The sequence below is a fragment of the Lysinibacillus sp. COL-1 genome, from assembly GCF_059814265.1.
Map to the genome: position 1 here is coordinate 1,835,603 of NZ_JCAWSJ010000004.1, position 24,717 is coordinate 1,860,319.

Annotated in this window: 39 protein-coding genes and 1 pseudogene; 20 read left to right on the top strand and 20 right to left on the bottom strand. The window is 38.4% G+C overall.

The features are described from left to right. The first annotated feature begins 41 nt into the window (after positions 1-41). A complete protein-coding gene (locus tag AC6BKE_RS17310) occupies positions 42-197 on the top strand; it encodes a hypothetical protein (RefSeq protein ID WP_170829804.1) in 156 nt (51 codons plus the stop codon). Positions 198-390: 193 nt separating this feature from the next. Here AC6BKE_RS17310 and AC6BKE_RS17315 read toward each other — a convergent pair whose 3' ends face one another. After that, positions 391-591: a hypothetical protein gene (locus tag AC6BKE_RS17315; RefSeq protein WP_036128927.1), complete on the bottom strand. Its 201-nt coding sequence runs from the start codon at positions 589-591 to the stop codon at positions 391-393. A gap of 144 nt (positions 592-735) precedes the next feature. Between AC6BKE_RS17315 and AC6BKE_RS17320 the strand changes: the two genes are divergently transcribed. The 4 genes from AC6BKE_RS17320 to AC6BKE_RS17335 all read left to right on the top strand — a co-directional run bounded on the left by AC6BKE_RS17320 (position 736) and on the right by AC6BKE_RS17335 (position 3,702). Continuing rightward, positions 736-1,071 carry a hypothetical protein gene (locus tag AC6BKE_RS17320; protein WP_036128925.1) on the top strand — a complete coding sequence of 112 codons (336 nt, stop codon included), beginning with the start codon at positions 736-738 and terminating at the stop codon, positions 1,069-1,071. Continuing rightward, positions 1,055-1,693, top strand: a complete 639-nt coding sequence (locus AC6BKE_RS17325; RefSeq protein ID WP_499857417.1) for an O-methyltransferase — start codon at positions 1,055-1,057, stop codon at positions 1,691-1,693. The genes AC6BKE_RS17320 and AC6BKE_RS17325 overlap by 17 nt, the downstream gene beginning before the upstream one ends. A gap of 60 nt (positions 1,694-1,753) precedes the next feature. Further along, positions 1,754-2,311: an isochorismatase family protein gene (locus AC6BKE_RS17330; RefSeq protein WP_271913169.1), complete on the top strand. Its 558-nt coding sequence runs from the start codon at positions 1,754-1,756 to the stop codon at positions 2,309-2,311. 506 nt (positions 2,312-2,817) lie between these two features. Continuing rightward, positions 2,818-3,702, top strand: coding sequence for an AraC family transcriptional regulator (locus tag AC6BKE_RS17335; RefSeq protein ID WP_036128919.1), 885 nt, complete (start codon positions 2,818-2,820; stop codon positions 3,700-3,702). A 12-nt stretch (positions 3,703-3,714) separates the two neighbouring features. On the opposite strand, the gene csaA is transcribed toward AC6BKE_RS17335, so the two are convergent. Continuing rightward, the gene (csaA, locus tag AC6BKE_RS17340; protein ID WP_340808876.1) at positions 3,715-4,047 is read right to left on the bottom strand and encodes a chaperone CsaA; all 333 of its coding nucleotides are present in this window, start codon (positions 4,045-4,047) and stop codon (positions 3,715-3,717) included. A gap of 89 nt (positions 4,048-4,136) precedes the next feature. After that, positions 4,137-4,313, bottom strand: a complete 177-nt coding sequence (locus tag AC6BKE_RS17345; protein ID WP_036128914.1) for a hypothetical protein — start codon at positions 4,311-4,313, stop codon at positions 4,137-4,139. 240 nt (positions 4,314-4,553) lie between these two features. On the opposite strand from AC6BKE_RS17345, the gene AC6BKE_RS17350 reads away from it, so the two are divergent. The 5 genes from AC6BKE_RS17350 (at position 4,554) to AC6BKE_RS17370 (ending at position 7,624) form a co-directional block, all read left to right on the top strand. Then, a complete protein-coding gene (locus tag AC6BKE_RS17350) occupies positions 4,554-4,838 on the top strand; it encodes a DUF5316 domain-containing protein (protein ID WP_271913176.1) in 285 nt (94 codons plus the stop codon). 714 nt (positions 4,839-5,552) lie between these two features. Then, a complete protein-coding gene (locus tag AC6BKE_RS17355) occupies positions 5,553-5,762 on the top strand; it encodes a hypothetical protein (protein ID WP_230593831.1) in 210 nt (69 codons plus the stop codon). A gap of 105 nt (positions 5,763-5,867) precedes the next feature. Beyond that, a complete protein-coding gene (locus tag AC6BKE_RS17360; RefSeq protein ID WP_036122729.1) occupies positions 5,868-6,176 on the top strand; it encodes a hypothetical protein in 309 nt (102 codons plus the stop codon). Between the two features lie 103 nt (positions 6,177-6,279). Then, on the top strand, positions 6,280-6,699 hold the full coding sequence (locus tag AC6BKE_RS17365) for a hypothetical protein (RefSeq protein WP_051891658.1): 420 nt from the start codon (positions 6,280-6,282) through the stop codon (positions 6,697-6,699). 103 nt (positions 6,700-6,802) lie between these two features. After that, complete coding sequence (locus tag AC6BKE_RS17370; RefSeq protein ID WP_499857420.1) at positions 6,803-7,624, top strand: DnaD domain protein; 822 nt, start codon at positions 6,803-6,805, stop codon at positions 7,622-7,624. Positions 7,625-7,932: 308 nt separating this feature from the next. Here the strand turns inward: AC6BKE_RS17370 and AC6BKE_RS17375 are convergent, their stop codons facing one another. After that, positions 7,933-8,421 carry an aminoglycoside phosphotransferase family protein gene (locus AC6BKE_RS17375; RefSeq protein WP_499857422.1) on the bottom strand — a complete coding sequence of 163 codons (489 nt, stop codon included), beginning with the start codon at positions 8,419-8,421 and terminating at the stop codon, positions 7,933-7,935. Positions 8,422-8,783: 362 nt separating this feature from the next. On the opposite strand from AC6BKE_RS17375, the gene AC6BKE_RS17380 reads away from it, so the two are divergent. Both AC6BKE_RS17380 and AC6BKE_RS17385 read left to right on the top strand, forming a co-directional pair. Then, positions 8,784-9,560, top strand: coding sequence for an N-acetylmuramoyl-L-alanine amidase (locus tag AC6BKE_RS17380; RefSeq protein WP_340808879.1), 777 nt, complete (start codon positions 8,784-8,786; stop codon positions 9,558-9,560). 106 nt (positions 9,561-9,666) lie between these two features. Further along, positions 9,667-9,951, top strand: a complete 285-nt coding sequence (locus AC6BKE_RS17385; RefSeq protein WP_036122715.1) for a hypothetical protein — start codon at positions 9,667-9,669, stop codon at positions 9,949-9,951. Between the two features lie 40 nt (positions 9,952-9,991). Here AC6BKE_RS17385 and AC6BKE_RS17390 read toward each other — a convergent pair whose 3' ends face one another. The 5 genes from AC6BKE_RS17390 to AC6BKE_RS17410 all read right to left on the bottom strand — a co-directional run bounded on the left by AC6BKE_RS17390 (position 9,992) and on the right by AC6BKE_RS17410 (position 12,888). Beyond that, entirely contained in the window at positions 9,992-10,582 is a 591-nt protein-coding gene (locus AC6BKE_RS17390; RefSeq protein ID WP_036122712.1) for a copper amine oxidase N-terminal domain-containing protein, read from the bottom strand. A gap of 224 nt (positions 10,583-10,806) precedes the next feature. Continuing rightward, complete coding sequence (locus AC6BKE_RS17395) at positions 10,807-11,148, bottom strand: DUF2975 domain-containing protein (RefSeq protein ID WP_342545113.1); 342 nt, start codon at positions 11,146-11,148, stop codon at positions 10,807-10,809. Positions 11,149-11,153: 5 nt separating this feature from the next. Continuing rightward, positions 11,154-11,312, bottom strand: coding sequence for a hypothetical protein (locus tag AC6BKE_RS17400; protein WP_342545115.1), 159 nt, complete (start codon positions 11,310-11,312; stop codon positions 11,154-11,156). 96 nt (positions 11,313-11,408) lie between these two features. Beyond that, positions 11,409-12,116 (bottom strand): DNA alkylation repair protein, encoded by a 708-nt coding sequence (locus AC6BKE_RS17405; protein ID WP_340810979.1) that lies wholly within the window; start codon positions 12,114-12,116, stop codon positions 11,409-11,411. Positions 12,117-12,267: 151 nt separating this feature from the next. Then, positions 12,268-12,888 (bottom strand): hypothetical protein, encoded by a 621-nt coding sequence (locus AC6BKE_RS17410; protein ID WP_101966777.1) that lies wholly within the window; start codon positions 12,886-12,888, stop codon positions 12,268-12,270. A gap of 430 nt (positions 12,889-13,318) precedes the next feature. On the opposite strand from AC6BKE_RS17410, the gene AC6BKE_RS17415 reads away from it, so the two are divergent. From AC6BKE_RS17415 to AC6BKE_RS17435, 5 genes are all read left to right on the top strand, one after another. After that, positions 13,319-13,501: a hypothetical protein gene (locus AC6BKE_RS17415; protein WP_499858320.1), complete on the top strand. Its 183-nt coding sequence runs from the start codon at positions 13,319-13,321 to the stop codon at positions 13,499-13,501. 229 nt (positions 13,502-13,730) lie between these two features. Beyond that, entirely contained in the window at positions 13,731-13,949 is a 219-nt protein-coding gene (locus tag AC6BKE_RS17420) for a hypothetical protein (RefSeq protein WP_080717073.1), read from the top strand. A 532-nt stretch (positions 13,950-14,481) separates the two neighbouring features. After that, positions 14,482-15,519, top strand: a complete 1,038-nt coding sequence (locus AC6BKE_RS17425; protein ID WP_499857425.1) for a threonine aldolase family protein — start codon at positions 14,482-14,484, stop codon at positions 15,517-15,519. Between the two features lie 94 nt (positions 15,520-15,613). Then, entirely contained in the window at positions 15,614-16,165 is a 552-nt protein-coding gene (locus AC6BKE_RS17430) for a DUF1697 domain-containing protein (RefSeq protein WP_036122698.1), read from the top strand. A gap of 22 nt (positions 16,166-16,187) precedes the next feature. Continuing rightward, the gene (locus tag AC6BKE_RS17435; RefSeq protein ID WP_342535634.1) at positions 16,188-16,397 is read left to right on the top strand and encodes a hypothetical protein; all 210 of its coding nucleotides are present in this window, start codon (positions 16,188-16,190) and stop codon (positions 16,395-16,397) included. A 311-nt stretch (positions 16,398-16,708) separates the two neighbouring features. Here AC6BKE_RS17435 and AC6BKE_RS17440 read toward each other — a convergent pair. The 3 genes and pseudogenes from AC6BKE_RS17440 to AC6BKE_RS17450 form a co-directional block, all read right to left on the bottom strand. Then, positions 16,709-16,780 (bottom strand): annotated as a pseudogene (locus tag AC6BKE_RS17440) (DinB family protein); the annotation flags it as partial. 38 nt (positions 16,781-16,818) lie between these two features. After that, positions 16,819-17,043, bottom strand: a complete 225-nt coding sequence (locus AC6BKE_RS17445) for a hypothetical protein (protein ID WP_058843081.1) — start codon at positions 17,041-17,043, stop codon at positions 16,819-16,821. Between the two features lie 97 nt (positions 17,044-17,140). Further along, on the bottom strand, positions 17,141-18,013 hold the full coding sequence (locus tag AC6BKE_RS17450) for a DMT family transporter (RefSeq protein WP_499857427.1): 873 nt from the start codon (positions 18,011-18,013) through the stop codon (positions 17,141-17,143). A 192-nt stretch (positions 18,014-18,205) separates the two neighbouring features. On the opposite strand from AC6BKE_RS17450, the gene AC6BKE_RS17455 reads away from it, so the two are divergent. Continuing rightward, complete coding sequence (locus AC6BKE_RS17455; protein ID WP_271913191.1) at positions 18,206-18,418, top strand: hypothetical protein; 213 nt, start codon at positions 18,206-18,208, stop codon at positions 18,416-18,418. 266 nt (positions 18,419-18,684) lie between these two features. Here the strand turns inward: AC6BKE_RS17455 and AC6BKE_RS17460 are convergent, their stop codons facing one another. The 5 genes from AC6BKE_RS17460 to AC6BKE_RS17480 form a co-directional block, all read right to left on the bottom strand. Next, positions 18,685-19,134, bottom strand: a complete 450-nt coding sequence (locus AC6BKE_RS17460) for a DinB family protein (RefSeq protein ID WP_499857429.1) — start codon at positions 19,132-19,134, stop codon at positions 18,685-18,687. Between the two features lie 147 nt (positions 19,135-19,281). Further along, on the bottom strand, positions 19,282-19,845 hold the full coding sequence (locus AC6BKE_RS17465; protein WP_499857430.1) for a DUF7010 family protein: 564 nt from the start codon (positions 19,843-19,845) through the stop codon (positions 19,282-19,284). 115 nt (positions 19,846-19,960) lie between these two features. After that, the gene (locus tag AC6BKE_RS17470) at positions 19,961-20,149 is read right to left on the bottom strand and encodes a hypothetical protein (protein WP_271913197.1); all 189 of its coding nucleotides are present in this window, start codon (positions 20,147-20,149) and stop codon (positions 19,961-19,963) included. Between the two features lie 105 nt (positions 20,150-20,254). Then, on the bottom strand, positions 20,255-20,452 hold the full coding sequence (locus AC6BKE_RS17475) for a hypothetical protein (RefSeq protein WP_271913198.1): 198 nt from the start codon (positions 20,450-20,452) through the stop codon (positions 20,255-20,257). A gap of 133 nt (positions 20,453-20,585) precedes the next feature. Continuing rightward, the gene (locus tag AC6BKE_RS17480; RefSeq protein WP_271913199.1) at positions 20,586-20,789 is read right to left on the bottom strand and encodes a hypothetical protein; all 204 of its coding nucleotides are present in this window, start codon (positions 20,787-20,789) and stop codon (positions 20,586-20,588) included. Between the two features lie 170 nt (positions 20,790-20,959). On the opposite strand from AC6BKE_RS17480, the gene AC6BKE_RS17485 reads away from it, so the two are divergent. Beyond that, a complete protein-coding gene (locus tag AC6BKE_RS17485; RefSeq protein WP_499857432.1) occupies positions 20,960-21,355 on the top strand; it encodes an NUDIX hydrolase in 396 nt (131 codons plus the stop codon). A gap of 408 nt (positions 21,356-21,763) precedes the next feature. Here the strand turns inward: AC6BKE_RS17485 and AC6BKE_RS17490 are convergent, their stop codons facing one another. Beyond that, complete coding sequence (locus tag AC6BKE_RS17490; protein WP_499857433.1) at positions 21,764-21,937, bottom strand: hypothetical protein; 174 nt, start codon at positions 21,935-21,937, stop codon at positions 21,764-21,766. Between the two features lie 111 nt (positions 21,938-22,048). Here AC6BKE_RS17490 and AC6BKE_RS17495 point away from each other — a divergent pair, with 111 nt between their 5' ends. After that, the gene (locus tag AC6BKE_RS17495) at positions 22,049-22,423 is read left to right on the top strand and encodes a cytidine deaminase (RefSeq protein ID WP_340810986.1); all 375 of its coding nucleotides are present in this window, start codon (positions 22,049-22,051) and stop codon (positions 22,421-22,423) included. 112 nt (positions 22,424-22,535) lie between these two features. On the opposite strand, the gene AC6BKE_RS17500 is transcribed toward AC6BKE_RS17495, so the two are convergent. Then, positions 22,536-23,720 (bottom strand): MFS transporter, encoded by a 1,185-nt coding sequence (locus AC6BKE_RS17500; RefSeq protein WP_499857435.1) that lies wholly within the window; start codon positions 23,718-23,720, stop codon positions 22,536-22,538. A 21-nt stretch (positions 23,721-23,741) separates the two neighbouring features. Continuing rightward, positions 23,742-24,560, bottom strand: a complete 819-nt coding sequence (locus AC6BKE_RS17505; RefSeq protein ID WP_340834097.1) for a MerR family transcriptional regulator — start codon at positions 24,558-24,560, stop codon at positions 23,742-23,744. Positions 24,561-24,717: the final 157 nt, after the last annotated feature.

Sequence of the window (24,717 nt, forward strand, 5' to 3'; positions counted from 1 at the left end):
GCTATACTTTATGTCGAATATATCATTGAAGAGGTGATTGTATGGACAAAGAAATATCAAATAACTGTCAATATCCTCAACACCTAACAGGCCATGATGGAATCGAAACGACAGAATTATATGTCATCAAGATCACAAAGGAACAAGTCGATAGGTTGATTGAGGATATCGATCAAACATTAAAGGCGTCTACATGACGTCTTTTTTTAATGGCAAAAAGGCCACCTTCAGGGGAAAGTGACCTCAAAACAGGAGAGCTTTGGAAAGGCTAGATTTGCTTTACACTACTATACATATGAAAAAGTAATTTTGTTTGCTAGCCATTTGCCCGAGAAATAGATTAAAATTTCTTGAATTTCTAGCATACCACTGCCAGCATTATGTACAACCTCAGTCCTTTCGACATGAAAAGGAATAATTCAATGCCAAATAATCTCGTACGATTTTTGGCTGTCCTCCATTTTCAAGACATAGCTTACTAGCAATTTTAATTTCCTGCTGATTATAGTGAGATTGTGCCCCAATCAAAAATATGCCTGACAGTATCAATAAAGTACCGATTCCCAAAACATATTTTATAATCCTTTTCAATCAACTGACCTCCATTTCCACCTGCCTATTTTCTAGCATATGTTTGACTAGCAAAGCAATATGTTAATTGACATTTTGTATGCAAATGTATACAATTAGTTTAAATAAATGTATACATTTGTATACAAGAGGAGGATTTTTATAATGAGAGGTTCTGGATTTAGAGAACATATGCGAGAAGGACATCACCGTGGAGGACGTCATAGAGGCATGGATGGTACAGCACAGCGAGGAGCGAAAACATTCCGACGAGGCAAGGCCATTTCATTTTTAGAAATGCTACATGTTAAGCGAGCAACGATTAAACAGCAATTAGAGCAGCCTGAGTTTCAATCGATTCAGCAAATTTTGATAGGGGAATTAAAAGCGATTGACATGGTCATCCAAGAATTTAGCCAGTTATTTGACATTCAGGAAGGTGAAACAACGGAAGCAGCTGACAGTCGACAGGAGGAAAATGTGCATGAAACAAATGAATAACTATATTGATACGGTATTTTATCAGCAGGATACGCTGTTAGAGAATGTTATTTCCTCGATTGCAGAAAAAGGCATGCCTGCCATTTCCGTGTCACCATCTTCAGGGAAACTGCTGACGATGCTTGTATCGATTACAGGGGCTAAGGCTTTATTAGAAATCGGTGCGCTTGGTGGGTATAGTGGCATCTGTTTGGCAAGAGGATTGGATGCAGAGGGCTCATTGACTTCATTAGAGTTAGATGAAAGCTATGCACAGCTTGCTGCTAAAAATCTTGCCAAGGCAGGCTTTGAGAGGCAGGTTACCTATTTGACGGGCCCTGCATTAAACAGTCTGGAAAAGCTAGTAGCAGATGGACGACGTTTTGATTTGTTCTTTATTGATGCCGATAAGGATAATTATGAAAATTATGTAACGGCGTGCATCAAGCTAGCAAACCCTGGCGCATTAATTGTGACAGACAATGTCCTGGCAGGGGGCAGTGTAGTAGACCCTGAGGCTACACCAAAGCGTTATACAGCCATCATGAAAAAATTCAATGTGACGATCGCTAATCATCCACAGCTTGAGTCCATCCTTCTCCCAATTGGGGATGGCATAACCGTTTCCAAGGTTAAAAAATAGTATAACTAATTGACTATTAATGGTAAAATATTGTTAACAAACAATAAGGGAGAGATGCTTTTGAAGCAAGCACTAGTGGTGATTGATGCACAGCAAGAACTAATCGAGGGTAATCAGGATGAACAAGCCGTCTATCAGAAAAACGAATTACTGGAGACAATCAATGCCGTCATCCAGAAGGCCGCGGAAGCCCAGGCACATATTATTTTTGTTCGTGACCAAGATGTGGCAGGTGGCGAAGGGGAAGGCTTTCAAGTACATCCAGCGATCCAAGTTCCAACGACAGCTGTCTTCTTTGATAAACTGGCAACGAATGCTTTTTACAAAACAGGCTTACTGGACTATTTACAGACCCATGACATTAAACATTTAGTGATGATGGGCTGTAAAACCGAGCATTGTGTGGATACAGCAGTAAAAACAGCAACCGTTCATGGCTTTGATGTCACATTAGTGGCAGAAGGTCATTCCACTAACGGCTCCGACTGTTTATCACCAGAAGCTATTATTGCACATCATAACGACATTTTACATGGCCATTACAATGTGGATCATTTCTCACTTGTGCGCAACGCCGATGAAGCACTATTTAAACCAACACATAATAATTATCGCTAACAAAAAATGACCAAGAATCTAGGTTCTTGGTCATTTCATATTAGGATTGAAAATCGTCCTACCACAGTACATACGATGCTAAAACGTATCAAACATAGCCCCTGAATATTCAAAGACCCCCTTAAATAAAGCGCATAGTATGCTTGAAAAAGGATCGCTTGGCTATATTTAATAATAGTAGTAAATGGAATATACAGAAAATTTAAAAATTACATTGCATCATGAGTTCTTCTATTTATAAGGGTGTTTTACAAATATTGACATGTAAGCTATTGCTGGTCATAATGGATAGGGCCACCGTGCGAGCAGTGACCCTAAGTATCAAGTCAGGAGGTGTAAGGCTAAAAAATTAGCTTTACACTATTATATATATGAGAAAATAGCTTCGAAAGTTAGTTATTTGCCTGTTCGATAGATTATTTTTTGAAAGGCGACTAAATGGTGCATCAATTGTCGGATGTCGTATTGTTATGCCTGTTAAGGTAGTGATAAGGAAGGTGATGGATATGGATTCTTTAACAAGATTAAATGAGGCAGTAGCTTATATTGAAGCTCATCTAACAGAAGAAATAGACTTAAAAGAGGCTGCAAGAATAGCTTATTGCTCGGACTATCATTTTAAACGAATGTTTTCCTTTCTAGCAGGGGTATCGTTGTCCGAGTATATTCGTCGTAGGCGGTTGACACTTGCCGCTCTAGAACTGTCTCATTCCTCTAGGAGAATCCTTGATATTGCCATTTGTTATGGCTATCGCTCCGCAGATGCTTTTACAAGAGCCTTTCAGCAAATGCACGGCATCACACCATCCGAGGCGAGGCAAAGTGGTCAAATCTTAAAAGCCTTCCCCCGGATGACCTTCCAACTTACTATTAAAGGAGGTAGTGAAATGAATTACCGACTCGAGCAAAAAGAAGCATTTCACATTATCGGACTCATGAAAAGAGTACCAATTGTTTTTCAAGGAGAAAATCAAGCAATAACAGAGCTGGCTCGCTCTTTGACAATGGCGGACATTGAGCAACTGAAAAAGCTGTCCAATATCGAACCAAAGGGGATAATCCAAGCCTCCACCAACTTTTCAGAAGGGAGAATGGAAGAAAAGGGAGAACTCGACCATTATATTGGAGTAGCCACAACAGAAAAAGGTACCCACCACTTTACTGAGTTGGATGTACCTGCGTGTACGTGGGCCGTATTTGAAGCGGTCGGACCATTCCCGCAAACACTACAGGAAATGTGGGGCCGCATCTATGCCGAATGGTTCCCATCATCTGGCTATGAGCAAGTAGCTGGCCCTGAAATCGTACGCCATGCAAGCACCGATTTCTCCTCCCCAACATTTACAAGTGAAATATGGATCCCCATTTATAAAAAGGAGCCTTTTGCGTAATGCAAAGGCTCTTTACTGTATTTTTGTGCCATTTGGTACCTGCTGATCAGGTGTTAACAGGATCACATCGCCCTCTACAGGCACTCCACCAATAACTAATACCTCAGACTTAAAACCAGCCACACGGCGGGGAGGAAAATTAACAATTGCCACTACTTGCTTCCCAATCATTTGCGCCGGTGTATAACGCTTGGTAATTTGTGCAGAAGACTGTTTAATGCCAAGCTCTTCACCAAAATCAATGGTCATTTTAATCGCAGGAACACGCGCTTTTGGCAATTCCTCTGCCTCTAAAACCGTGCCAATTCGTATATCAAGTGCTATAAAATCTTCAATGGTAGCCATAATCATACTCCTTCTTCTTTTATGACAATGCTATCATTTAATAGAAAAATATTCAAAAAAAGAAGAGCACGTGCAGCGCTCTTCTCTCATTAACGACGATGCTCTACCAGGTCAATAGCTCCTAACACAATGTGTGCTAGCCCAAAACCAAAGAGGGTATTGGCCACCATTTTGTTAGAGCCATGCTTTTGCTTCATGGCATATCCAGCAGCAGTAACAGCCGACCCTAGGATAGTAGGGATTAAACCTTCACGAATTCCATTCATAAATTGATCCCTCCGTCGTATGATTCGGTGTGAATTTCACACCATACTTACTATGAACGTTTGGCGAGCATACTATACTAAGCATCAATCAAATAGCGTATCTTTGTACTAAAGGAAGAAAGCCTCCTGCAAAAAAACGTAATAGAATGGCCACTCTCATTTACATAATGTATGTAATTTTTGAAATTATTGAAACAAATAGGAGACATTAGCCGTATAATAAAATAAGGGGGGCTGAAAATGAAGTATGTAGGCATTGGCACGATATTATCGATTCTAGGCGTTGTATGTTCCATCTTCATATGGGGTACCGAGCAAGCGCATTTGCTCTCAGGGATACTAGGCGGAGTGTTCATCTTTGTCTCGATAGTCATGTCAGGAGCAATAGCGAGCGGAGATAGAATACGAGCCAATCTCGCTACAGAAACAAAAGAAGCTAGAAACGAACGCAATCGCATGATGACTAACGCGTCACTATTAGCCTTACCCAACATTATTGTAGCCATCTTCGCCTATTATCTCTGAAGCATCCATCAATCTGAACAAACACTCCATTCAAAGTAGTTCTATCGCTCAAAATAGTGGTTCGATTCACTTAGAGTAGTTCTATCAATCAAAAAAAGCGTTTTATCGATCAGTTTATGCATTTTATCCACTACATGTTGAATTCTATCCATCAAACTAGATGAACAATCCAATCATAGAAGTTTTATCAATCAAAAAAAGGTTTCTATCGCTCAATATATGCGTTTTATCCACTACATTTAGAGTTCTATCCATCAATTTGGATGAACAATCCACTTAGAGCAGTTCTATCGCTCGAAAAAAGAGTTTTATCAATCAAAATAAGTATTCTATCGCTCAATATATGTGTTTTATCCATCACATGTTGAATTCTATCCATCAATTTGGATGAACGCTCCGACCAGAGTAGTTCTATCGATCAAAAAAAGGTTTCTATCGATCAGTTTATGCGTTTTATCCACTACATTAAGAGTTCTATCCATCAATTTTAGATGAACAATCCAACCAGAGCAGTTCTATCAATCGAAAAAAGAGTTTTATCAATCAAAATAAGTATTCTATCGATTAATATATGCGTTTTATCCACCACATTTAGAATTCTATCCATCAATCTAGATGAACGCTCCAACCAGAGCAGTTCTATCGCTAGAAAAAAGCGTTCTATCCATCAAAATAAGAATCTATTCACCTCTAATAGAAAGGATGTCGCGTGCTATGGATGAAGAAAAAGATTATTACCCAGAAGCTTCTAGATACACACTTGCTGTTGTTCTTTTGACACTAATTATTTGGGGTATTTATGATTGGCGTAATGCACATGCAAATGGTTTTCAATTCCTGTTAATTAATGAAATTGTAATCACACTTGGGATCACGCGCTATATGTTGAAGAAGCGAGATCAAAGAAGGAAGCGCTCTCAATAATCGGTACATATAAAATTCATAAAACGTGTCACATCTACCCTAGGTGTGGCTTTTTTTATTGCATTTAATAGTGGATGAGTACATTTGTAATAGAGAGGTGGTACTATGCAATTAACAGATGGTACACGGACATTTGACACGGACATCATTGATGAGGCTGCCAGAAAGAAAGAGCGTGATGAGCAGGAGCGGGAGATGCTCAATGCCTTTGCACGTTATGCTTATCTTCGCTACAAGCAAATACGAGATAAAGTAAATCCACGCAAATGTAAATATATGTATATCCATCAAGTTCGCCAGCAAATAACATCACCTGCTAGGCTTCAACGTGTTTGTAAGCTTCTGACGATGACAGAGGAGGAAGTTCTGTACATTGTGGAATTTGTGCGAAAGTATTTGAAATATGTGAAGTAAACCTCATCGACTGATGGGGTTTTTTTACATAATTTCTAGGGAGAATTATTTTTCAACGACCTGCTCCATATAGTATGATGAACGTGGGTAAAGGAGTGAGAATTTGAGATTCATTAAATTTCTAGTAGTGATGATTATTTTCCTTGGCGTAGCTGGGTATGGTGTGTTACATTTCGGCACAAAATTTGCCTCTGAAAAAATCGTAGATACGTTGTCAACGGAATTAGAAAGCAGCGGACAAAAGGAAGAAATCAAAAATACCATTGAAAATGACCCTCAGTTGAAAGCCTATATGGAGGAAGCAAAAACGGTTGACAGCAGTACATTGCCGTTTACGACAAAAGAAGAGGCGACTAAAGTATTAATTCAAAAAGTGGGGATCACGGAGCTGAACGACATTCGTGTGAAATTGCAAGATGGCTCGATGACACAAGAGGAAGCACTGCAAATGGTTGAAGGAAAATTGTCGGATGAAGAGCTTGCTGCTTTAAAAGTAATCGTTTATCAAGAGCTTTATCAATAAAATTCGGACATGCTGTTGTGGCATGTTCTTTTTTTATGTCCCTTTTTCGAAAAATTCCCTTTATATAATAAGAAAGGGAATTTGACAGAAAGAGGGGATCATAATGATTTATAGAGTAGCCAAAAAGGAGAATTTCGTTGTCTTGGACAAGGGATTTTTAAATGATGATCAATTAAGCTGGAAGGCGAAGGGGCTGCTTGCTTATATGCTGTCCTTACCAGATGATTGGTCTTTTAGTCTTGCCGATTTAGCAACCCGCAGTAAATGTGGACGAGAAGCGACTGCACGAATTGTAGACGAACTGATACAGACGGGTTATCTTCAAAAAATTCAAGAGAGAACAAAAGATGGTAAGTTTCGTAAGGTGGAGTTTCTCGTATATGAAGCTCCAGCACTTGCTGCCATGCCGTCAACGGGAAATTCGTCAACGGTAGCACCACAAACGGAAAAGCCCACACTACTAAATAATGAATTACTAAATAATAAATTACTAAAAAATATAGATGATGATAAACAATCTGTACCCTCTGTCTATCACTTTTACGAGCAACAAGGCTTTGGTGCACAAACTGCCCATATTGGTGAGAGAATTCGTCATTGGCTCACTATTTTTACGGAGGAAATGGTTATACATGCGATGAAGCTAGCAGTGGAACACAATGTATTACGCTGGCGGTATGTAGAAAAGATCTTGCAAAATTGGTATAGCAAAAAAATAAAAAGCATGGAAGATATAGCCATCGAGCAGCAGCGATTTCAGGCACGTAAGCAACAGATGACACAGCAGCAAGTTAACAGACGTCAAGAAATCATTCCGAAGTGGTTTCATCAGCGTCATGAAGAGGAAGTACTATGTAATCAACAGCCAACAATGGATTTTGCAGCGGAACGTCAAAAAATTTTAGCATTATTAGAGAACGTATAATCGTCCGAATACCATAAAGGCTTGGTTGATGAAAAGTCATCATGATCCTGTAATATCAAATGAATCCTTGCCAACGCATCGTCAAAAGAACGTGGGTCATATTGGCGTGTCCAAACAATGGTTGAAAAGACCGTCATTGCCGCATATAAGGCATAAAGCTGCCAAAATGTATCGTCTGGAGTAGCCGAAAAAAAGCCATTGATTTGCCCGATGCAGTAGGGGATGCTGTGACGTCTACTAAATAAGGCAAGATTATAAAAGTCATGATAAGGGTCACAGGTCGATGTTTTAGCAGTGGCAGATGCGCCTCAATAAAGCTTCATCATTTTGCTTCCTGTGGTATGTGATAGGAACCTTGAATAAGCAGAGAATTTCTTGCGCTGTGTCGCCTCCCAATTGAGCCTTGGCGGAGCACTCACTTGATGGATTTTTCTCAATTGTTGCCCAGCAGCAAGACCGAGATGGAATTGCTCAAAGTCAGTGAATTGCTGGATGACATCATCCGCGGGTATTCCTTCTAAAAAACGAACGACCGTTGCGGTTAAATGGGCTTCTTGCAGCACCTTATAGTCAATCGCTTTATGTGTTTTTACACCCTGTTTTTCTAATTCCTGTAGCAACATAAATTCATTTTTGCGTTTTTCACGATGCGCTACATTTGCTAATCGTACAAAATAGCGCGTTTCCCCCACAGTTACGAGATACTTAGTATCAGGAGAATAGCCTTTGTGGACTTTGGTTATTTGCGTAAAACCATCTAAGCTTGGTAATTGCTGAAATATATCTACTATACGCACATGTCATCCCCTCACTTTCAATATTTTAGAAGATACAAAATACTATAGGAAGCAATCTTTGTCAATGTCTTGGATAGTAGGAAGGGGTAAAAAAATCATATATAAAAAATAGTAAAAGAGCACAATTAACTAGAAATCATTGGTATGGGAGCATTTATTAACTATAAGTGAATGTCTTTGTATCATTCACACTCAGAAAGAGAGGTGAAATGATAGCAATAGTCGTATGCAAGAAAAGAACCTGTTAAGTCCCGTAAGGAATACCTCTGATTAATTATCGTTTTTCCCTGAACATCACAAATAGTAGAAATGGATAACATAGCTGTCATTCACAAAAAAATGATAGGAAAGGGTGGTGTAGTATGAGTTATGTTATTGAAAAACAGATCATGTCAGGGTTACCGAATCAAGCGCTCACGGCTATAAAATATGTGGTGGCGCATGAATCAGGTAATAGCAGCAATACTGGTCCAAACGCATTGGAAAACGAGATTGCCTATATGAATAGAAATAAAGCGAATACTTTTGTATCCCACTGGGTAGGCGGTGGAGGACGAATCGTACAAGTAGCCCCCGTGAATCGTGTGCAATATGGCTGTGGTCCAAAAGGAAATCCATATAGCTATGCCCAGGTGGAGCTGGCACGGACTGCTAATAAGGAACAGTTTAAAAAGGATTATGCAGCGTATATTTGGCTGTTACGTAAGCTTGCCATAGAGGCAGGAGTCCCAACTGTTTTAGATGGCAATGGTAACGGCATTAAGTCACATCGATGGATTACGGAAAATCTAGGAGGTACCACACACAAAGATCCTTTTGCCTATTTAAAAAGTATGGGGATTTCAGAAGCACAGTTCCAGCTAGATATTAAAAATGGACTTGAGGAGGGATTAACAGTGTCACAATATAATGAGCTGAAACAAGAAATTGCGACGTTAAAAAGCTTATTAGCTGAAAAAGCTAGCCTACAAGCAAGCAGGGAAGTAGGAGCATCTCATAAAGAGGCATGGGAATGGGCCGTTAACGAAGGAATTATCCGAGGTGACGGCAGTCAGAACATGAATCCGGCAGGCGCTCTCACGAGGGAACAAATGGCGACAATGCTTAAACGTTATTACGATAAATTTATAGCGAATTAACTGGGGAGGATAGAGCTTGCAGGCAAAAGCGAGCTTTATCCTTTTTCATTAAATAAAGGTTTTTTCAAAGTTTTGTCGAATGTAGTAGAAGAGAGGAGGGGTTTTGATGTTAACGAAAATAAAAAAAGTGAAATTCGAGCAAGAAAGAAAAAAACCATTGTACAAGGTGATAATGGAATGTCCAGAGGGGAAACAATTATATGTGAAGTTTGATTATACTTATAAAACGGAAAATTTCTGGCCTTTAGAAGTGAATTATAATAAAAAGAACTATGGTGCGAAACTAGCATGGTATACAAATGAAGTCGAGAATATGACAGTGGCATCATTTTTAGAAACCATTGCTGGGAAAATCAATAAGAAGTACGACTTTGACTTTAAGCAACAATAAAAAACAGCATCCTGAGGAATGCTGCTGTAAAGCCTATCCATTAATTGGTCGAGATATAAACAATCAATGCTACCTCATCAAATGTTACATTTGCACCAAGTGCTTGACTAACAAATCTTAGAGGAACCATCGTTGTTCCTTGATAAATTTCAGCTGGATGGCTGAGGGCGATAGTGGATGTAGTACCATTTGCATCAACATAAGCCATTTTATTCCCCACACCAAGCACAATTTTTTTACTGCCCTTTGTTGCCGTTACTTTTTTCGTTGCACTTTCATAAGCAACTGTTGCTCCAAGTGATTCAAAAATGGCCTTCATCGGCACTAATGTTGTGCCATTTTTCATATAAGCGCCAGGCGTGTAATGTTGCTTTACATTATTTAAATAGACAGCAACTTTTGTCAACACTGGGGCTGTAGTTGCTTTTGGTGTCGGTGTAGATTGGCTTTGACCACCTGAGGAGGACCCTCCATTATGATAATGGTAGCCTGAACATAGCCCTTTCGCTTTGGACTTGTCCGAGCAATTATGCCCACCATTGCCATCTAAACGCCCAGGATGCGCTTCCGCAATAGAGGCTGTAGCGAGAAATAATGTAAACATCGCCATTAATAAAACCAATTTCTTCATAAATACCCTCCTATTATTGAAATATGTAATTATTATACTGTTAAAAAGTAAATTTTGATATGTTTTTATAGTAAAATAGTTGTAAAAGTTGGAGGGAACTAGAGCAGTAGGCATGTGGCGTATAAAATGAAGCCCTTTTACGAAGAACTTTCGAAACAGCGGAAGTAGTAGGACATGTATAGGCGATAAATTGGCACTAACAATTAAAAGTTGTTAGTGCCAATTTATTTTGCTTCAGCGGGTGTTGAAACCCAATAAAACCATTTCTTATGGCAAATCAATATCCTGTGCCTCTGACGGATGGCAATGGTTTTCGAGCAACTCGAAAAAATGTAGATGCAGCGTAAGCGATTATGCCGAATCGTAATGCCAGTTATGTCTTCCTTGTCAGTAAACATGATGATAGATGCTGCAATGCCCAGTGCAAGAAAGAGAACAATCGTGAATGTACAATATTTGATAGTTCTCAAAGCCTTTACAGACGATGCCGAGAACGCTTTATGCTGGTTGATGTTGATTAAGAGACGATATAACGTAATGTAGTAGGGAACACATAGAGCAGACACATAGATTAAAAAAGATAGGACAAATAAGCAGATTCGAGATGTGCTACTGCGTCTCGATTAGCCATGTCAAGTAACGAAAATAGCCCTAAAGCTAAAGCAGGAATACCTAGCAAAATAATGACAATTTTTAAGAAATGGTTGCCCTTTGTTTCTGTTTCATTCAAAGCACCTCATTGGTTACCTTGATTTTAAAATTCATTGTTTTCTATCTAAAAAAGACATCCATCCTTGTGGGAGGGATGTCTTATTAGACACGATGTTTAACATCTTACATATTTTCGTTTAAAACCAAGTCTGCCTCGCTCTACTTCCTTTTGAATCGTTTCATAAGCATTTAGCGTAGTGTTTTTTTTGTTGTCTCTTTTCATTTCCACTGGACCAATTGCCTGTGCCGTTTCAATGGCTTGCTCATGAAGTGGTACATAGGAAATGGCCACTGTGTATAGAAAATTATTCATCGCAGATTTCGTGCGTGCTGGTGCATCATGAATTGTATTTTTTACCACTTCCAGCATGTTGGCTAATTTGCTCATAGAAAATTCGCTATCCTTGCGATTTCCTAAAAGCCAGCAATAGCAGCTCCAGCCCGCTGACATTCTTAGCTCCTCACCGCTGGCAATCCATGCATCCGCAACCTCCTGTGCAATAGGGGCTTCCGCTAACGTGACCGCTACAACATAATCAGACAGCATATAAAAATAAGCCGCATCCATCCAACGATCAAAATCTTCCACAGTCATTGCTTTGGGATCAGCAATAACGCCTGCAAAATACATCGCATCATAGTTACCTGTAGCATAAAGTTCTTCTGCTAGAGCTTGATTGATTTTGATTTTCTTCGCAATAGGCTTCATGGCTCCCGTTGCCACACCAAACAGTGGCTCCTGAGCACCATTTGACAGATACATTTTTTTCGTCCGTTCCTTGCCTAGAGCCTCTAGCTCCTGCATCACCATTTCTGCATTCATCCAGTAGCACTTCCTTTACCTTTAATAGACACAAGCCCATTATCCTATAACAAACACTCATTTGTCATGGAGGATACAGATAAAATCGCCTAATAATAATGATTTTATGTTAGATGAATGCCTTTTGGGAGATTTAGCTTGGTTGAAGAGGTTAGAGCCTATTCCATATAAACATAAATTGGGCTGCATCGGATTCTAGCGCAATTCGATGATCGTCCGTCGACTGATCTTCAGTCAGCAAGCGACCTTTTTGCACGTTTAAAATGGCATGTTTAATAGTGTCAGGGTGTTCTATTTCGTAGTGAGAGTTTTTCAGGAGGGTTAAGGCAGATTGGCATTTATATTTATCAATGCGCTCATTTTTACCTTTGAAATACAGCTTAATCAAGTAGGGGATATCGTCGATGATTAAACCAAGTTCAGGATTGGAACGCACCGTTAATGCATCACTATACCAATTAGCCTTACCTGGTTCAAACCACTGAACATTTTTATTTTTTAAAAATTTTAAATAGGCTTTTACGACATCCTGATAATTTTTCTGACGTGCAGGGAGGGCATTATCAATCATATCGAGTAAATAATTGTCAGGCAAACCCTGTTCATGGTATTTTTTTAAACCATCGCGTAATGCCTTCCAATAATCTTTAATTGGATGATAATCTCCCTGATATTTAATATCTTTCACAAACTTCGTCTTGGCTGTACTTCCCTTCATCGTGAAGTCTGTAAATTGGGTTAAGCCAATGGATGGCTTTGTGATAATCGTCATCATTCCATCGCCCTTCTTTCCTTATCAATGACATGTTATAGATTATATTGGAAAGGGGGACTGTATATGATTTTCTGGCGTGTTAAAAGTTATCAATGAAAAGAATTCTACTAGGCATCGCTTTCTCGTACAATTGACATCTTTACAATGAAAAAACAACATTCTATAAAAGAAATGTACCGCCAAGAACACCTTCTATCGATGCTCATTGAAGAACATGAAAGGAATAGTCAATTTGAGCAAACCACATGGATTCTTAATTGTGCTATACCAAGCAGCATAGCCTTGCGACCTACCATAAATTATATGAGCAACTGTATGACCATCTTTTGAACCAGCAGACAGTGAAATTAGTTTAGCTAGAAATAATCATTTCATACTGTACTGGGAATAGATCAAACCAAATAGGGCAATGTAAGACTACTTGGAGGTGATCATTTTGTCGAAGGGCAAGCAATATAAACGTCAGTCAGAGTTGGCAGAATTAGCGACAGATTTAAGTCCAGATGATTTAGATGTGCGTGAAGAAAATGCTTTAACACAAGAGCAAAAGAAAAATTCGAACGAAGGTACTCGGTCGGAAAAATCTGCAACACGTAAATCGCAATCATAATACTGACACCACAATCATCGTGATTGTGGTGTTATGTTATCCTTCATTTCACGGCCATTAGACCAATGCCAAAGAGAATCGATACCATCATTACATACAATACATAAGACCGATACCTTTCTACAAAACACATTAGCAATAAAAGAAATCCAGAAACAATCCATAGTATACTGTAAACAATAACAATAAATGGTATAATATATAAAATGGTTGAGAGGAGTTGATATAAATGACTTTATTTATCTTGTTTATTGGGATCATCGTTGTCGTCGGTATAGTCAGTATGCTCAATCAACCGTACAATAAATCGAGCGAGCAATCACACCATAGTCACCCAACAAACGATTTTCTAACAAATGATGCACAGATTTCCTCACAGGAAAGCCATCATTGTGCTGATTATAGCGCGTCCACTAGCGATTCCTCATGTGGCTCATCAGGAGAATGAACGAATGGTTTAGATAATTTGCTATATTTCCTTGTAATTCCGCTCAAAGGCAAAATCACAAGAAAACGCAGCCAAAAGCGTGTTATAAAATAACCGAATTGTCAGGAAGCGTCTCAAAATCGGAGCATAAGCATCCACCACGAAAAAGCTGGAAACCGGTAGTAAACTGGTCTCCAGCTTTATTCATATGTAAGGTTATCTTAAATGTCTTGTTTCTGCATCAATCATCTAGTTAGCCAAATTGACACTCGGAGCGATAGTACTAAAGGAGTACTTGATGTTTACACAGGACGCGGTATGAATGATAGAGGAGCCAGTAAATAATCAATATTCGGAGCATTTGTTTCTACAATCTCTATTAGTTGTGCAGAATCATCGGTGAATGCTGATAAAATGACGATTCATTTGGGTCGAACAAAGGGACACCACAATGAGAAGCATCACCCTATCATAAGAACAAACAAATGGCGAAGATGGGGCAATATGGCGTAAGATAGAGTAATAGATAGAGAGAATTTTGGAGGGACTCAATATGATACGATTCGAAAATGATTATGCAGAAGGCGCACATCCACAGATTTTGCAACGATTAGTGACGACAAATGAGGAGCAAACACCTGGCTATGGTATGGATAAGCATTCGGAAACAGCTAGAGCTTATATTAAAAAAGCGATTGCAGCAGAACAAGCAGATATTCACTTTTTAGTCGGTGGTACGCAAACGAATACAATTGTTATCTCGTCTATTTTGCGTCCTCATCAGGGAGTCGTTGCCGCGCATACGGGACATATTGCGGTGCATGAAACAGGTGCAATTGAGGCCACTGGTCATAAAGTGCTGACATTGCCGAGCGAGAATGGCAAAATAACGGCGGCACAGGTGAAAGCATGTTATGAGGCTCATTGGCAGGATAGCACGCATGAGCATATGGTGCAGCCGGGCTTAGTGTACATATCTCATCCTACAGAAAATGGCACGACGTATAGCAAGGCGGAATTAACGGCTTTAAGTGAGGTTTGTCGAGAATGTGGCTTACCGCTATTTTTAGATGGGGCGCGACTAGGATACGGGCTTGTAGCGCAAGAGAGCGATTTATCCTTAGCAGAGATTGCGAAGCTTTGTGATGTTTTTTATATTGGTGGCACGAAAATGGGCGCATTATTTGGCGAAGCGGTCGTAATAGTGAATCCTGCGTATCAAAGGGATTTTCGCTACATGATGAAGCAAAGAGGAGGGCTGCTTGCTAAGGGGCGTTTATTAGGCATTCAGTTTGAAACCCTATTTGAAGAAGACCTTTATATGGCTATTTCTCATCATGCTGTAGACATGGCGATGCTAATTCGACAGGCGTTTATCGACAAAGGCTTTGCATTGCGCTATGATTCGAAAACCAATCAGCAGTTTCCGATTTTACCAAACGACATGCTGACGGCTTTGGCTGAGAAATATTCCTTCTCTACTTGGGAAACCTTTGATGACAACTATACCGTTGTGCGCTTTTGCACAAGCTGGGCCACAAAAAAGGAACAAGTAGATCGCTTGATAGAGGACATTCACCAATTAGCCTAATCAGTGAACTGCACCTGGAATAAAAGGGTGCAGTTTTTTCCTATTATTCCTTAGAGGTTGCTATACTAGAGGATGAAAGGAAAGGTGGAATGGCATGACGAAATATATAGCATTTTTAAGAGGCATTAATGTAGGTGGACACAATAAATTGAAAATGGCTGAATTAAGAGAAGCGCTTATACCGCTGGGATTACAAAACATTCGGACATATATTCAAAGCGGCAATATCCTGTTTGAATCAAGTGAGTCTGAGGTATACCTACAACAGCAAATACAAGCAACCATTCAAACAGTTTTCCATATCACGAGTATCGTGATAATCAGAACAGCCGAAGAACTGCAATCAATCGTCCATAATTGTCCGTTTTCAGAGCAAGATATGGCTGAGGCAAGTACCACAGCTACAGGGGAAAGTCTCCATGTCGCCATGCTACCAGTTGCACCCACTGAAGTGAATGGTGCGAAGTTATTAGCCTACGAAAGTGAAAAAGAGCGTTGTCTCATCAAGGGCAGAGACGTTTATCTGTTATTTTACGAGAGCATCCGCAATGCCAAGCTGGGTCAACAGCTACACAAGCTGGAGATACCTGCAACGGTGCGCAATTGGAAAACGATGAACAAGCTTGTGACGATGATTGACCAGTAAGACGGATAATAGAGGTGTAAGATTGAGACGAGACCAAATAAGTTATTTTATCTATCCTTGTGCTTATTTCATTGTGAGAACGATCAATCAATGGAGAAAACAAGAATCGATTACATGGGGAGAAAATGTCATGACGATGATCGGCCTAATGTTCTTCATCTATCTGTTGATTCTCATGTGGAATTGGTCAAATAAGCCCTATCAATGGGGAAAGAAGGATAAAGAAACATAAAACAAGAGAGCCCTTTCATTTTCTTTTAAATGATTGCTCTCTTTTTTCAGCTCGTCAACATATAAAAAAACCTGCAGCGAAGTTAATCGCTACAGTTCAGAATTGGTTGATACCCTTTGAGTATTCTCATGTATTATAGCATAACTCTTTATTTCCTGTATAGAAATGTTTAAGTCTAAATCAATTTATGCAATTACTGCTTCATCATCACTTGAACGTTTTATAAAAATAGGACTCGATGTGCAGTAATCTCCTCCAAGCAATGCGACCAAAGATGTTATGGTTTGCTGAAGCGATTCAACCGTCAGCTAATCAAGCAATTTTTGTGTAGCAGCAGCTTCACATGTCCAAGAATGTAAAAAATGGTCCATTGTCTGAAACATAAAATCCTCCCCAAAATAGCATAGGATGTTTTATTTTGCTATGTGCCCAAAATAAAAGCAATATAAAGTACCGCATAAAGAGGCAAGGCAATCGAAAGCATGATATACATGGTCCATTCACCAATTGTTAGTGTTCTTTGCCATTTCGTTAATTTTAGCTGTCGACGATATACCATACTGGCAATTAATATGACTAACAAAGCGAGTTCCTTTAAGTTATCGAAAAAGGTAATCACAGTATCAGCTCCTTTAGGCTTTTGCAATATATGAGCCTACAATTGTCAACATGACTAGCTAAGGTAGCGTCCAGATGTCAACATAAAAAGTGCGTCTCTATATAAAATAGAAACGCACGTCCATTTATTCATCTCGAATGACGATAAAAACACCACTCAATATGAACAGGGAGCCTAGCCAAAAGGACAGTCCTATCGTCTCTCTTAATAAGAGCCAGCCTAAAAATGTGCCGACAATGGGCTGGAAGAAGAAAAATAAGCCGCCACTTGACGCATTCATTAATTGAAGCCCTTTATTCCACAATAAAAAGCCACCCGCTGTAGAAACAATGCCTAAGTAAAGCAAGCCGCCTGAAATCGTTGGCTGCAAAATAGTTGTTAGCGCCAAATCCTTTAATCTTGGCAGGATAAAAGGTGTCAACAAAATCACAGCTACTATAGATGAATAGGTTGTCACGACAATTTGTGAGTAGTGGCTAGGCACTTTTTTTACTAATGCCGACATGAAGGCCCATGTTAAAGCAGCGACTAGTAAGTAGAATCCACCTAATTGCTGTGTAATATCGATTTGGCCGTTGCCCACAATGATCCCAACACCAATGGTCGCGAGGACGATGGACAAGCATTTTTTAATCGTAATGTTTTCCTGCAAAATAAAACGAGCGAAGACAACCATAAAAGCAGGGGTTGTAGCAGTAATCATCGCTCCCATTTGAGCAGTGGAGAGCATTGTCCCCATTTCTTGCGTGACAATCGAAATCGTATTCCCGATGAGACCAACAAGAAAAATAATCAACCAATCTTTTTTAGCGATTGTCCAAGATTGCTTCATCACGATGCCGATAATACCGAGTGCAATCACCGCAATCAAATAACGAATCCAAACAAGCTCCAATGGTGGCACAACCTCCACCACTACTTTAACTACTACATACATGGCGCCCCAAATACTTGCAGCAAGCGATAAAAAGATGGCGCCGATACTTTTATTTCTCATGTTTTTTCCTCCGTTTTCATAGATACCTATGCCCTTAACGGAGAAAAAGCGCTTCTACCGTTAAGGAAGAAGGATTGCTGGTACGTCCTGTTCAAATAATGGAGCAAACATCATAATAATCCCACCATCCCCAAGTCATTTTTATTAAGTATAATAGACTATCCATCGTTTTCCTAGGGGAGGTGGATGATAATGGTATTACTTCAATACGCGATGGGAGAGAAGGATTTACCAATAATAAAGGAGGTTTACCAATCTGTTGGATGGAAGAAACATGATGAACAGATTATCAAACAAGTTTTCAATGTAAGTACATATCAAGTATTCACTATGGTGGATGGAAAAACAGTGGGCTTGGCCAGATGGAGTATTTTATGCCGCCATTTACAGTGTGGTTGTACATAAAGCTTATCAAGGCTCATTTACTCCTAGAGGATATGATCGTCCAATGAGGAGAGGTATCCTGTAATCAGTTAATCATTACAACAGAAAATGAACCGTATTTATGTAAAAATGGGCTTTGAAAAATATGAAGCTGGGTATGACCATCTATCTAAATCAGCAACTTGCTCAAGAATATCTGGAGTAAAAGGACGCTTTTTCCCACGAAATTTTTTCAAATTACTGTTCCTCCATTTAAAGAAGTTGTTCTTTTCCTTGCTTTCCCTTTATTAAAATAATGGCTTTGGCAATCCATTAAGGTGCGCGATAACGGAGATTTGCCCAATATGGTAAGCTTCATGCGAGTATACATGATGAAACAACCAGTTAAGTGTAGGTACGGAGGGTGGTGTCCAACCATCGGAAAATTTAGGAACTTCAACTAATTGATTGAGTTGCGAATTGTCCAATGTATGTAGAATATTATCCGTATAATTTCTAATTTCAATATAGCTATCTAGTATTTCCTTCGGCGAACAATCATCGTGAAGGTTTAACATACAGGGTTTTTTAAGTCCAATTTCATTCACCCAATAGTCTTCACTACTTGATAAATGCAAAATAACCCATGCTATATTATTTGGATAAAAATCTGACTTTTTAAACCAAAATGCCTCATCAAGTGTGTTTAGGTAAGGTATTAATGTTTTTCTAAGATCATTCCGATATGGAAACAGCAAATCCATCCATCCTTTCATTTATGAATACGTTTATTGTAAAGGGACAAACAAGGGGTAGAAAATGAATACTTTATTTCTCAGGTTGAAGGAGGTCTGGAATAATTAAACGATAGATAGTGTCCAAAAAAATCACCTAGAGAAAGGTGATTAAATCGGATTGACTTTAAGTTCTCTTGGAATCAAAAGAACGCCCATTCCATACACGATAGAGATTGCTAAAGGTACAAGTGTGTAAGCTTGATCGACAAAGAAGCCACCTAAAATCAGAGCAGAAAAACAAACGCCTAAAGTCACAAATAAATAAGCTTTACTTTTATAAATCCATATGTAAGGTAGAAAATGAGCGCCTGCAAGTAAACCAATTGTGAAGGGAAGGAATTCAGGTATGTTCATATACACAATGATAAATACAGGTATGTAAAAAGCTTGAGGAGCGGCAACGATTCCTCCTAACGTCCCTAAAGGGTTACCAGTAGCGTTTAAATTAACACCAAGAATTTTACTAATGAAGAAGCCGATGGGAAAAATAGCTCCTAAGCCAAATATCCAAATTAAACGTACAACTTCTATTGGCAAAACTAAGGGCATTAGGGTGAAAAGTAAAAAAACAACGGCACCAGAAAGTAAAATAGGGAATCCTTTTTTAACTTCAACGATCATTTCTCTTTGTAAATCTCCCAGCGTTTTATCCATCAACGCACCACCTTTCATGAAATAAATACAACCTATAATATACCAGTAATTATCTATTTTTACCATATATGATTTGACATGGAGTTTTTGAAAGGAAAAGATTGAACATAAAAAAGCCGATTAGCTCGCCTAATCAGCTTCTATTTTTTAGCTTTTTCTCCGTTTCCATACCGACACTGAAAGCCGCGAATACCATACCAAAGAAAAATATAATTTGAACGAATCTGTCTGCGGTCCAATGCCCTAAAAAATTCATGAAGACAAAGATCATAATGAAAATGGTTGAAACCACTTGTATATAGAAACGTAAATTAACAACCATTTGTACACCTCCAATTTATGTAAATCACATCACACTTTAAGGTTAACATGACTAAGGGTGTAAAACCATTATTATTGAATATTGGAAAGATAATGTTATGTAAAGTTATTTATCTTTTTGAGGTTTTACAAAGAATGAAATGAACATAACAGAAACCCCCATGGCAATGAATAGTACTGCAATAGATTTATTTGAAATAAATCTATTGTATTCTAGGGCACCAGTTAATCTCGCTGATCCGATTGAAAGCGATAAGATGCCTAAAACAAATATGATATGTCCAATTTTAGAATGTGTTTTCATTGCATAACAACTCCGGATATTTAGGTTAATAACTTACAAAATGATAACATTATTAGGGAATATTTAAAAATATGGTTCTGTTTGATTGCTGCACAATATAAGGAACATGCTTGAAAGATATTGATTGGTAAAACTATGAAACTTTTTCTTTTTTTGGTTTCACAAAGAAAGAAATGAACATGACAAAAAAGCCCATAGAAATGTATATTAGTGCAACAAATTTATTTGGAATAACTGAATCATATTCAAAGAAACCAGATAATCTTCCCACTCCGCTTATAAGCAAAGTAATGCCAAAAATAAATATGATCCATCCAAGTGTAGACATTGTTTTCATTGCATAACAACTCCTGATATATAGGTAATTACCTATATAAGGACAATATAATTGGGTAATATATGAAAATATGGAATGATGCATTTACTGCACAATCTGAGGATTACAGTAAATAAAAAGGAATTAATAGGACAATTAATTGTTAGGAAATTTGAAAGAAGGTTATAAGCATGAGAGATAGAAGTTCGGTTGTAATAATTGAAAATAAAATGGTTGCACTTATTAGAAGGGAAAGAGATGGTACCGTTTATTATGTTTTTCCAGGCGGTGGAATGGAGAATAATGAAAAACCTGAAGATACTGCAAGGAGAGAAGCATTAGAAGAATTAGGCGTAATCGTTAGGGTCAAGGATTGTATCGCAGAGGAAAAATTTAATGGCAATCAATATTTTTTCTTATCAGAAATAATTGGGGGTAAATTTGGAACAGGACAAGGTGAAGAATACTCAGACAGCAAAAAAGATAGTGGAACTTATCTACCGATATGGATAGAGATTGAAAAGTTGTTGACAATTGATATTAAACCAAAAGAAGTTGCTTTAAAGATTCAGTCTTTATTTCTATAGAGGTCTCTCTATCTATTCAGGATGGACCAATGATACTGTACAATATGCTATTTCTTTTCATATTTTTTACTATCCCATGCCCAATTTAAAAAAGCATAAACAAGTACTGCCCATAAAGAAAAGAAAAGAAAAGATTATTAAGAAAATCCCAATTACCTTTTTTCAAATAATCCGAAATAGATAAAAGTAAAAAAAGGGTAACGAAGTAAACAATATTTAAGTATTTTCTGAGAAATGTCATTAGAATCACCTTAATATGTATTTTGTGTAAATTATAACATAAAAATGCCTTAGTGATTTTGTGGCTTAATTAGTTGTTAGTCAAGAATTCTTTACTGAACACTTTAAGGAGATTATGCAAAAAAGAGATTTAAAATCAAAAAAAGAGCTGTCCAAAAGAACAGCTAATTATTTGGCAGCTTTAAAAAGAGTTTTTCCCTTATTGTAGAGAAATCTTTCCCACTTAGCTAACAACCCATTGCCATTCTCGCCATTTTCTATTGCTAACGCGTGATTTTTATGGAAATCTTTTACTCGTTTATGATGTTCTTTTTGCCATGGGTGCAAAGGTTGATGTTTCATTTTTTAGCCTCCTTTTCGTTACTTAAGTATATGATGGAGTCAGATAAATTAACAGTAAGCTAGATCATCTAGTTAAACAGAAAAAATTAGTTTAATAAGGGGATGGAAATGATGGAATTTGAAGAATTATATACTATAGCAAAAGGTGCTTTAAATCCAAAACAAATTTCAAAAAATCTTATGCAGGTTCTGTTGCTGCTGCCATTTTATGCGAAAATGGTAAGGTATAAAGGGGTGTGTTTCGATATGCCTTGCTCTATGGGATTTTGTGCAGAACACGAAGCGATAGCAGCGATGATTACGGATGGTGAATGTAAAATAAAAGGAATCATTGCAGTTTACAAGGATGGAACAATCATACCATCGTGCGGAAGATGTAGAGAGTTTATTTGTCAAATTCATGATGATGACTATCAATGCGAAGTAATGATAGGAGAGAATAAGATCTTGACGATAGGTGATTTACTTCCTATTCGTTGGGCATGAGGATGTTGATACAAAGGAAGGCATTGCAAAGAGCTGAAAGTGTGAATGGATTAGAAAAACTACCTTTATATTGAATATGCCGATTTTCAATATAAAGGTAGGATAAAAACATTTAATATTTTACTTTAGTCATAAAAGGAGTTTCAGTCCTACTATTCATTTTTTTGAATAGCAAGATAGCAAGGAATAAAGCCATGCTTACAATGCCAAAACCTACCCAATTCAAGTTTAGGACAGAGGTATGGCCGATGACAAATCCACCTAATGCAGACCCTAGCGCAAAACCGAATTGGATAAAGGAGGTATTTATACTTAGGGCTATGTCTGGATTTCGAGGTACTAGCGTGACAAGAAGGAGCTGCTGGGCTGGGGAAATACTCCATGTTGCTACCATAAAAATCATTAAAACTAAGATCAATACAAAGAGATTGATACCAGCTAATGCAAATAAGAGGAGCGTTGTTGCTTGTAGCAGCAAGCCAAAATAAATGGTGAAATGCGAACCCTTTGCATCAGCCAATTGCCCACCCATTCTTGATCCAAGGAAGCTACAGATTCCAGCCAGAAATAGAATGCCGCTAATTTCGGTTATAGAAAGAGTGGATGTGGCTTGCAAGAAAGGCGTTATATAAGTAAATAGGGTAGCGTAGCCACCTACATAAAATAAAGTAATAGCCAGTGCAGTTAGAATTTTTGAATCTTTTAAAATGGAAAGCTGCGACCGGAGGGTAACGGCTTCTTCTTCCCTGATTACTGGAACTTTTTTATAGAGGATAAGCAATGGAAGAATGGTTAATAAACCGATCAACATAAATAAAACTCTCCATCCAAACATTTCGCTAAAAAATGTGCCAATTGGAACACCCAGCACAAGCGAACTGCTTAGGCCCATCAAAATTATGCCGATAGCACGGCCTCTTCGTTCTTTTTCAACTAGTCGAGTAGCTACTGCCATGGCTACCACTGTAGCGATTCCTCCGCTAACCCCTTGAATAATTCGTATCCATAGTGCGAATTCAAACGTAGAGCTTATAAACATTAGCCCGTTGCTAACAATAAACACACTAACGGTAGCCATAAGCAACTTTTTGCGATCCATATTTATGGTGAGCGCAATGAGAATTGGAGCGAAAATGGCTGCGGCTAGGGCAAATAATGTCACTAATAACCCAGCTTCTGAAATTGTTACTCCAAAGTCTACTGCAATCATTTCAATAACGCCTGTAATAATGTACTCAACGGTTCCGATTAGAAAAACAACAAGCGATAGAACATAGATAATTAGATTATTTTTCAACTCAATTCACTCTTCTTTCAGCTATCTATTTGTAATAGGTATTTGTATTTCCATTAATTGGACGTTTTGTGTTGTAGATAATGGTAAATATATTTCTCTACCTGGTTCGTTTTCCTTGATCTGATAGTTATTTTTCACAATCCAGTTAGCTAAATCAACACAGGCCGTACAGGCAAAGTTAGAATCCGAACGAAAGGTCATTGTGGCCATCATCGGCTCTGGAGGAAGCGTCCGTAGTTGAAATGTATCAGGGAATGATGGAAGCTCCTTGGTTAAAAAATAACCGACTTCAAATTCAAACTCATCTTCTTTTTCCTCTATTTCTTTCCATAAAACGACCTGGGGACTTTGAGCCAAATGGCGCATTTCCTTTTTTAATAATTGATTAAATGTACGAAACAGGTCTGGAATATCTTCTTCTCTCCCACGTGCTTTCAATGAAAGGAACTGCTGAACACCTTCTGCCTTGATTCGGATTTCTTGATCTGATTCCACTTGTCCCTCTCGTTCTAAAAGCTGCATACGCTCTTCAATCCGTGCGAGCTTGGCTTGTTCCGTATCGATAATCAGTTGGATTTCACTTTTTTTCAGCTTAAACATCCCTTGAATATCCTTCAACGAAATATCATCGTGGAGCAAACGTATAATCTGTGGCAAGGTGAACCCCAATTCCTTATAGAGAAAGATTCGATTGAGCTCAAGTAACTGGTCTGCTGAATAGTATCGGTAGCCAGTGTCATCGTCCACCTTTCTCGGCTTTAAAAGGCCAATCTGATCATAATAGCGCAATGTTTTTAAGGATACTTTGCTTAGTCTAGAAAATTCACTGATTTTAAACACAATATCATCTCCAATCTAATAACTTAATGTAAGTATACAGTTTCCTGTGCAGGGGAAAGTCAAGTGTGCAAAAGGAACTTTTTAAACAACTTTAAGGAGCCTTACTTCAATAAAATGTAGTAAGGCTCTGTCCCTGTAAGCCGATTTTGCGAAAAGT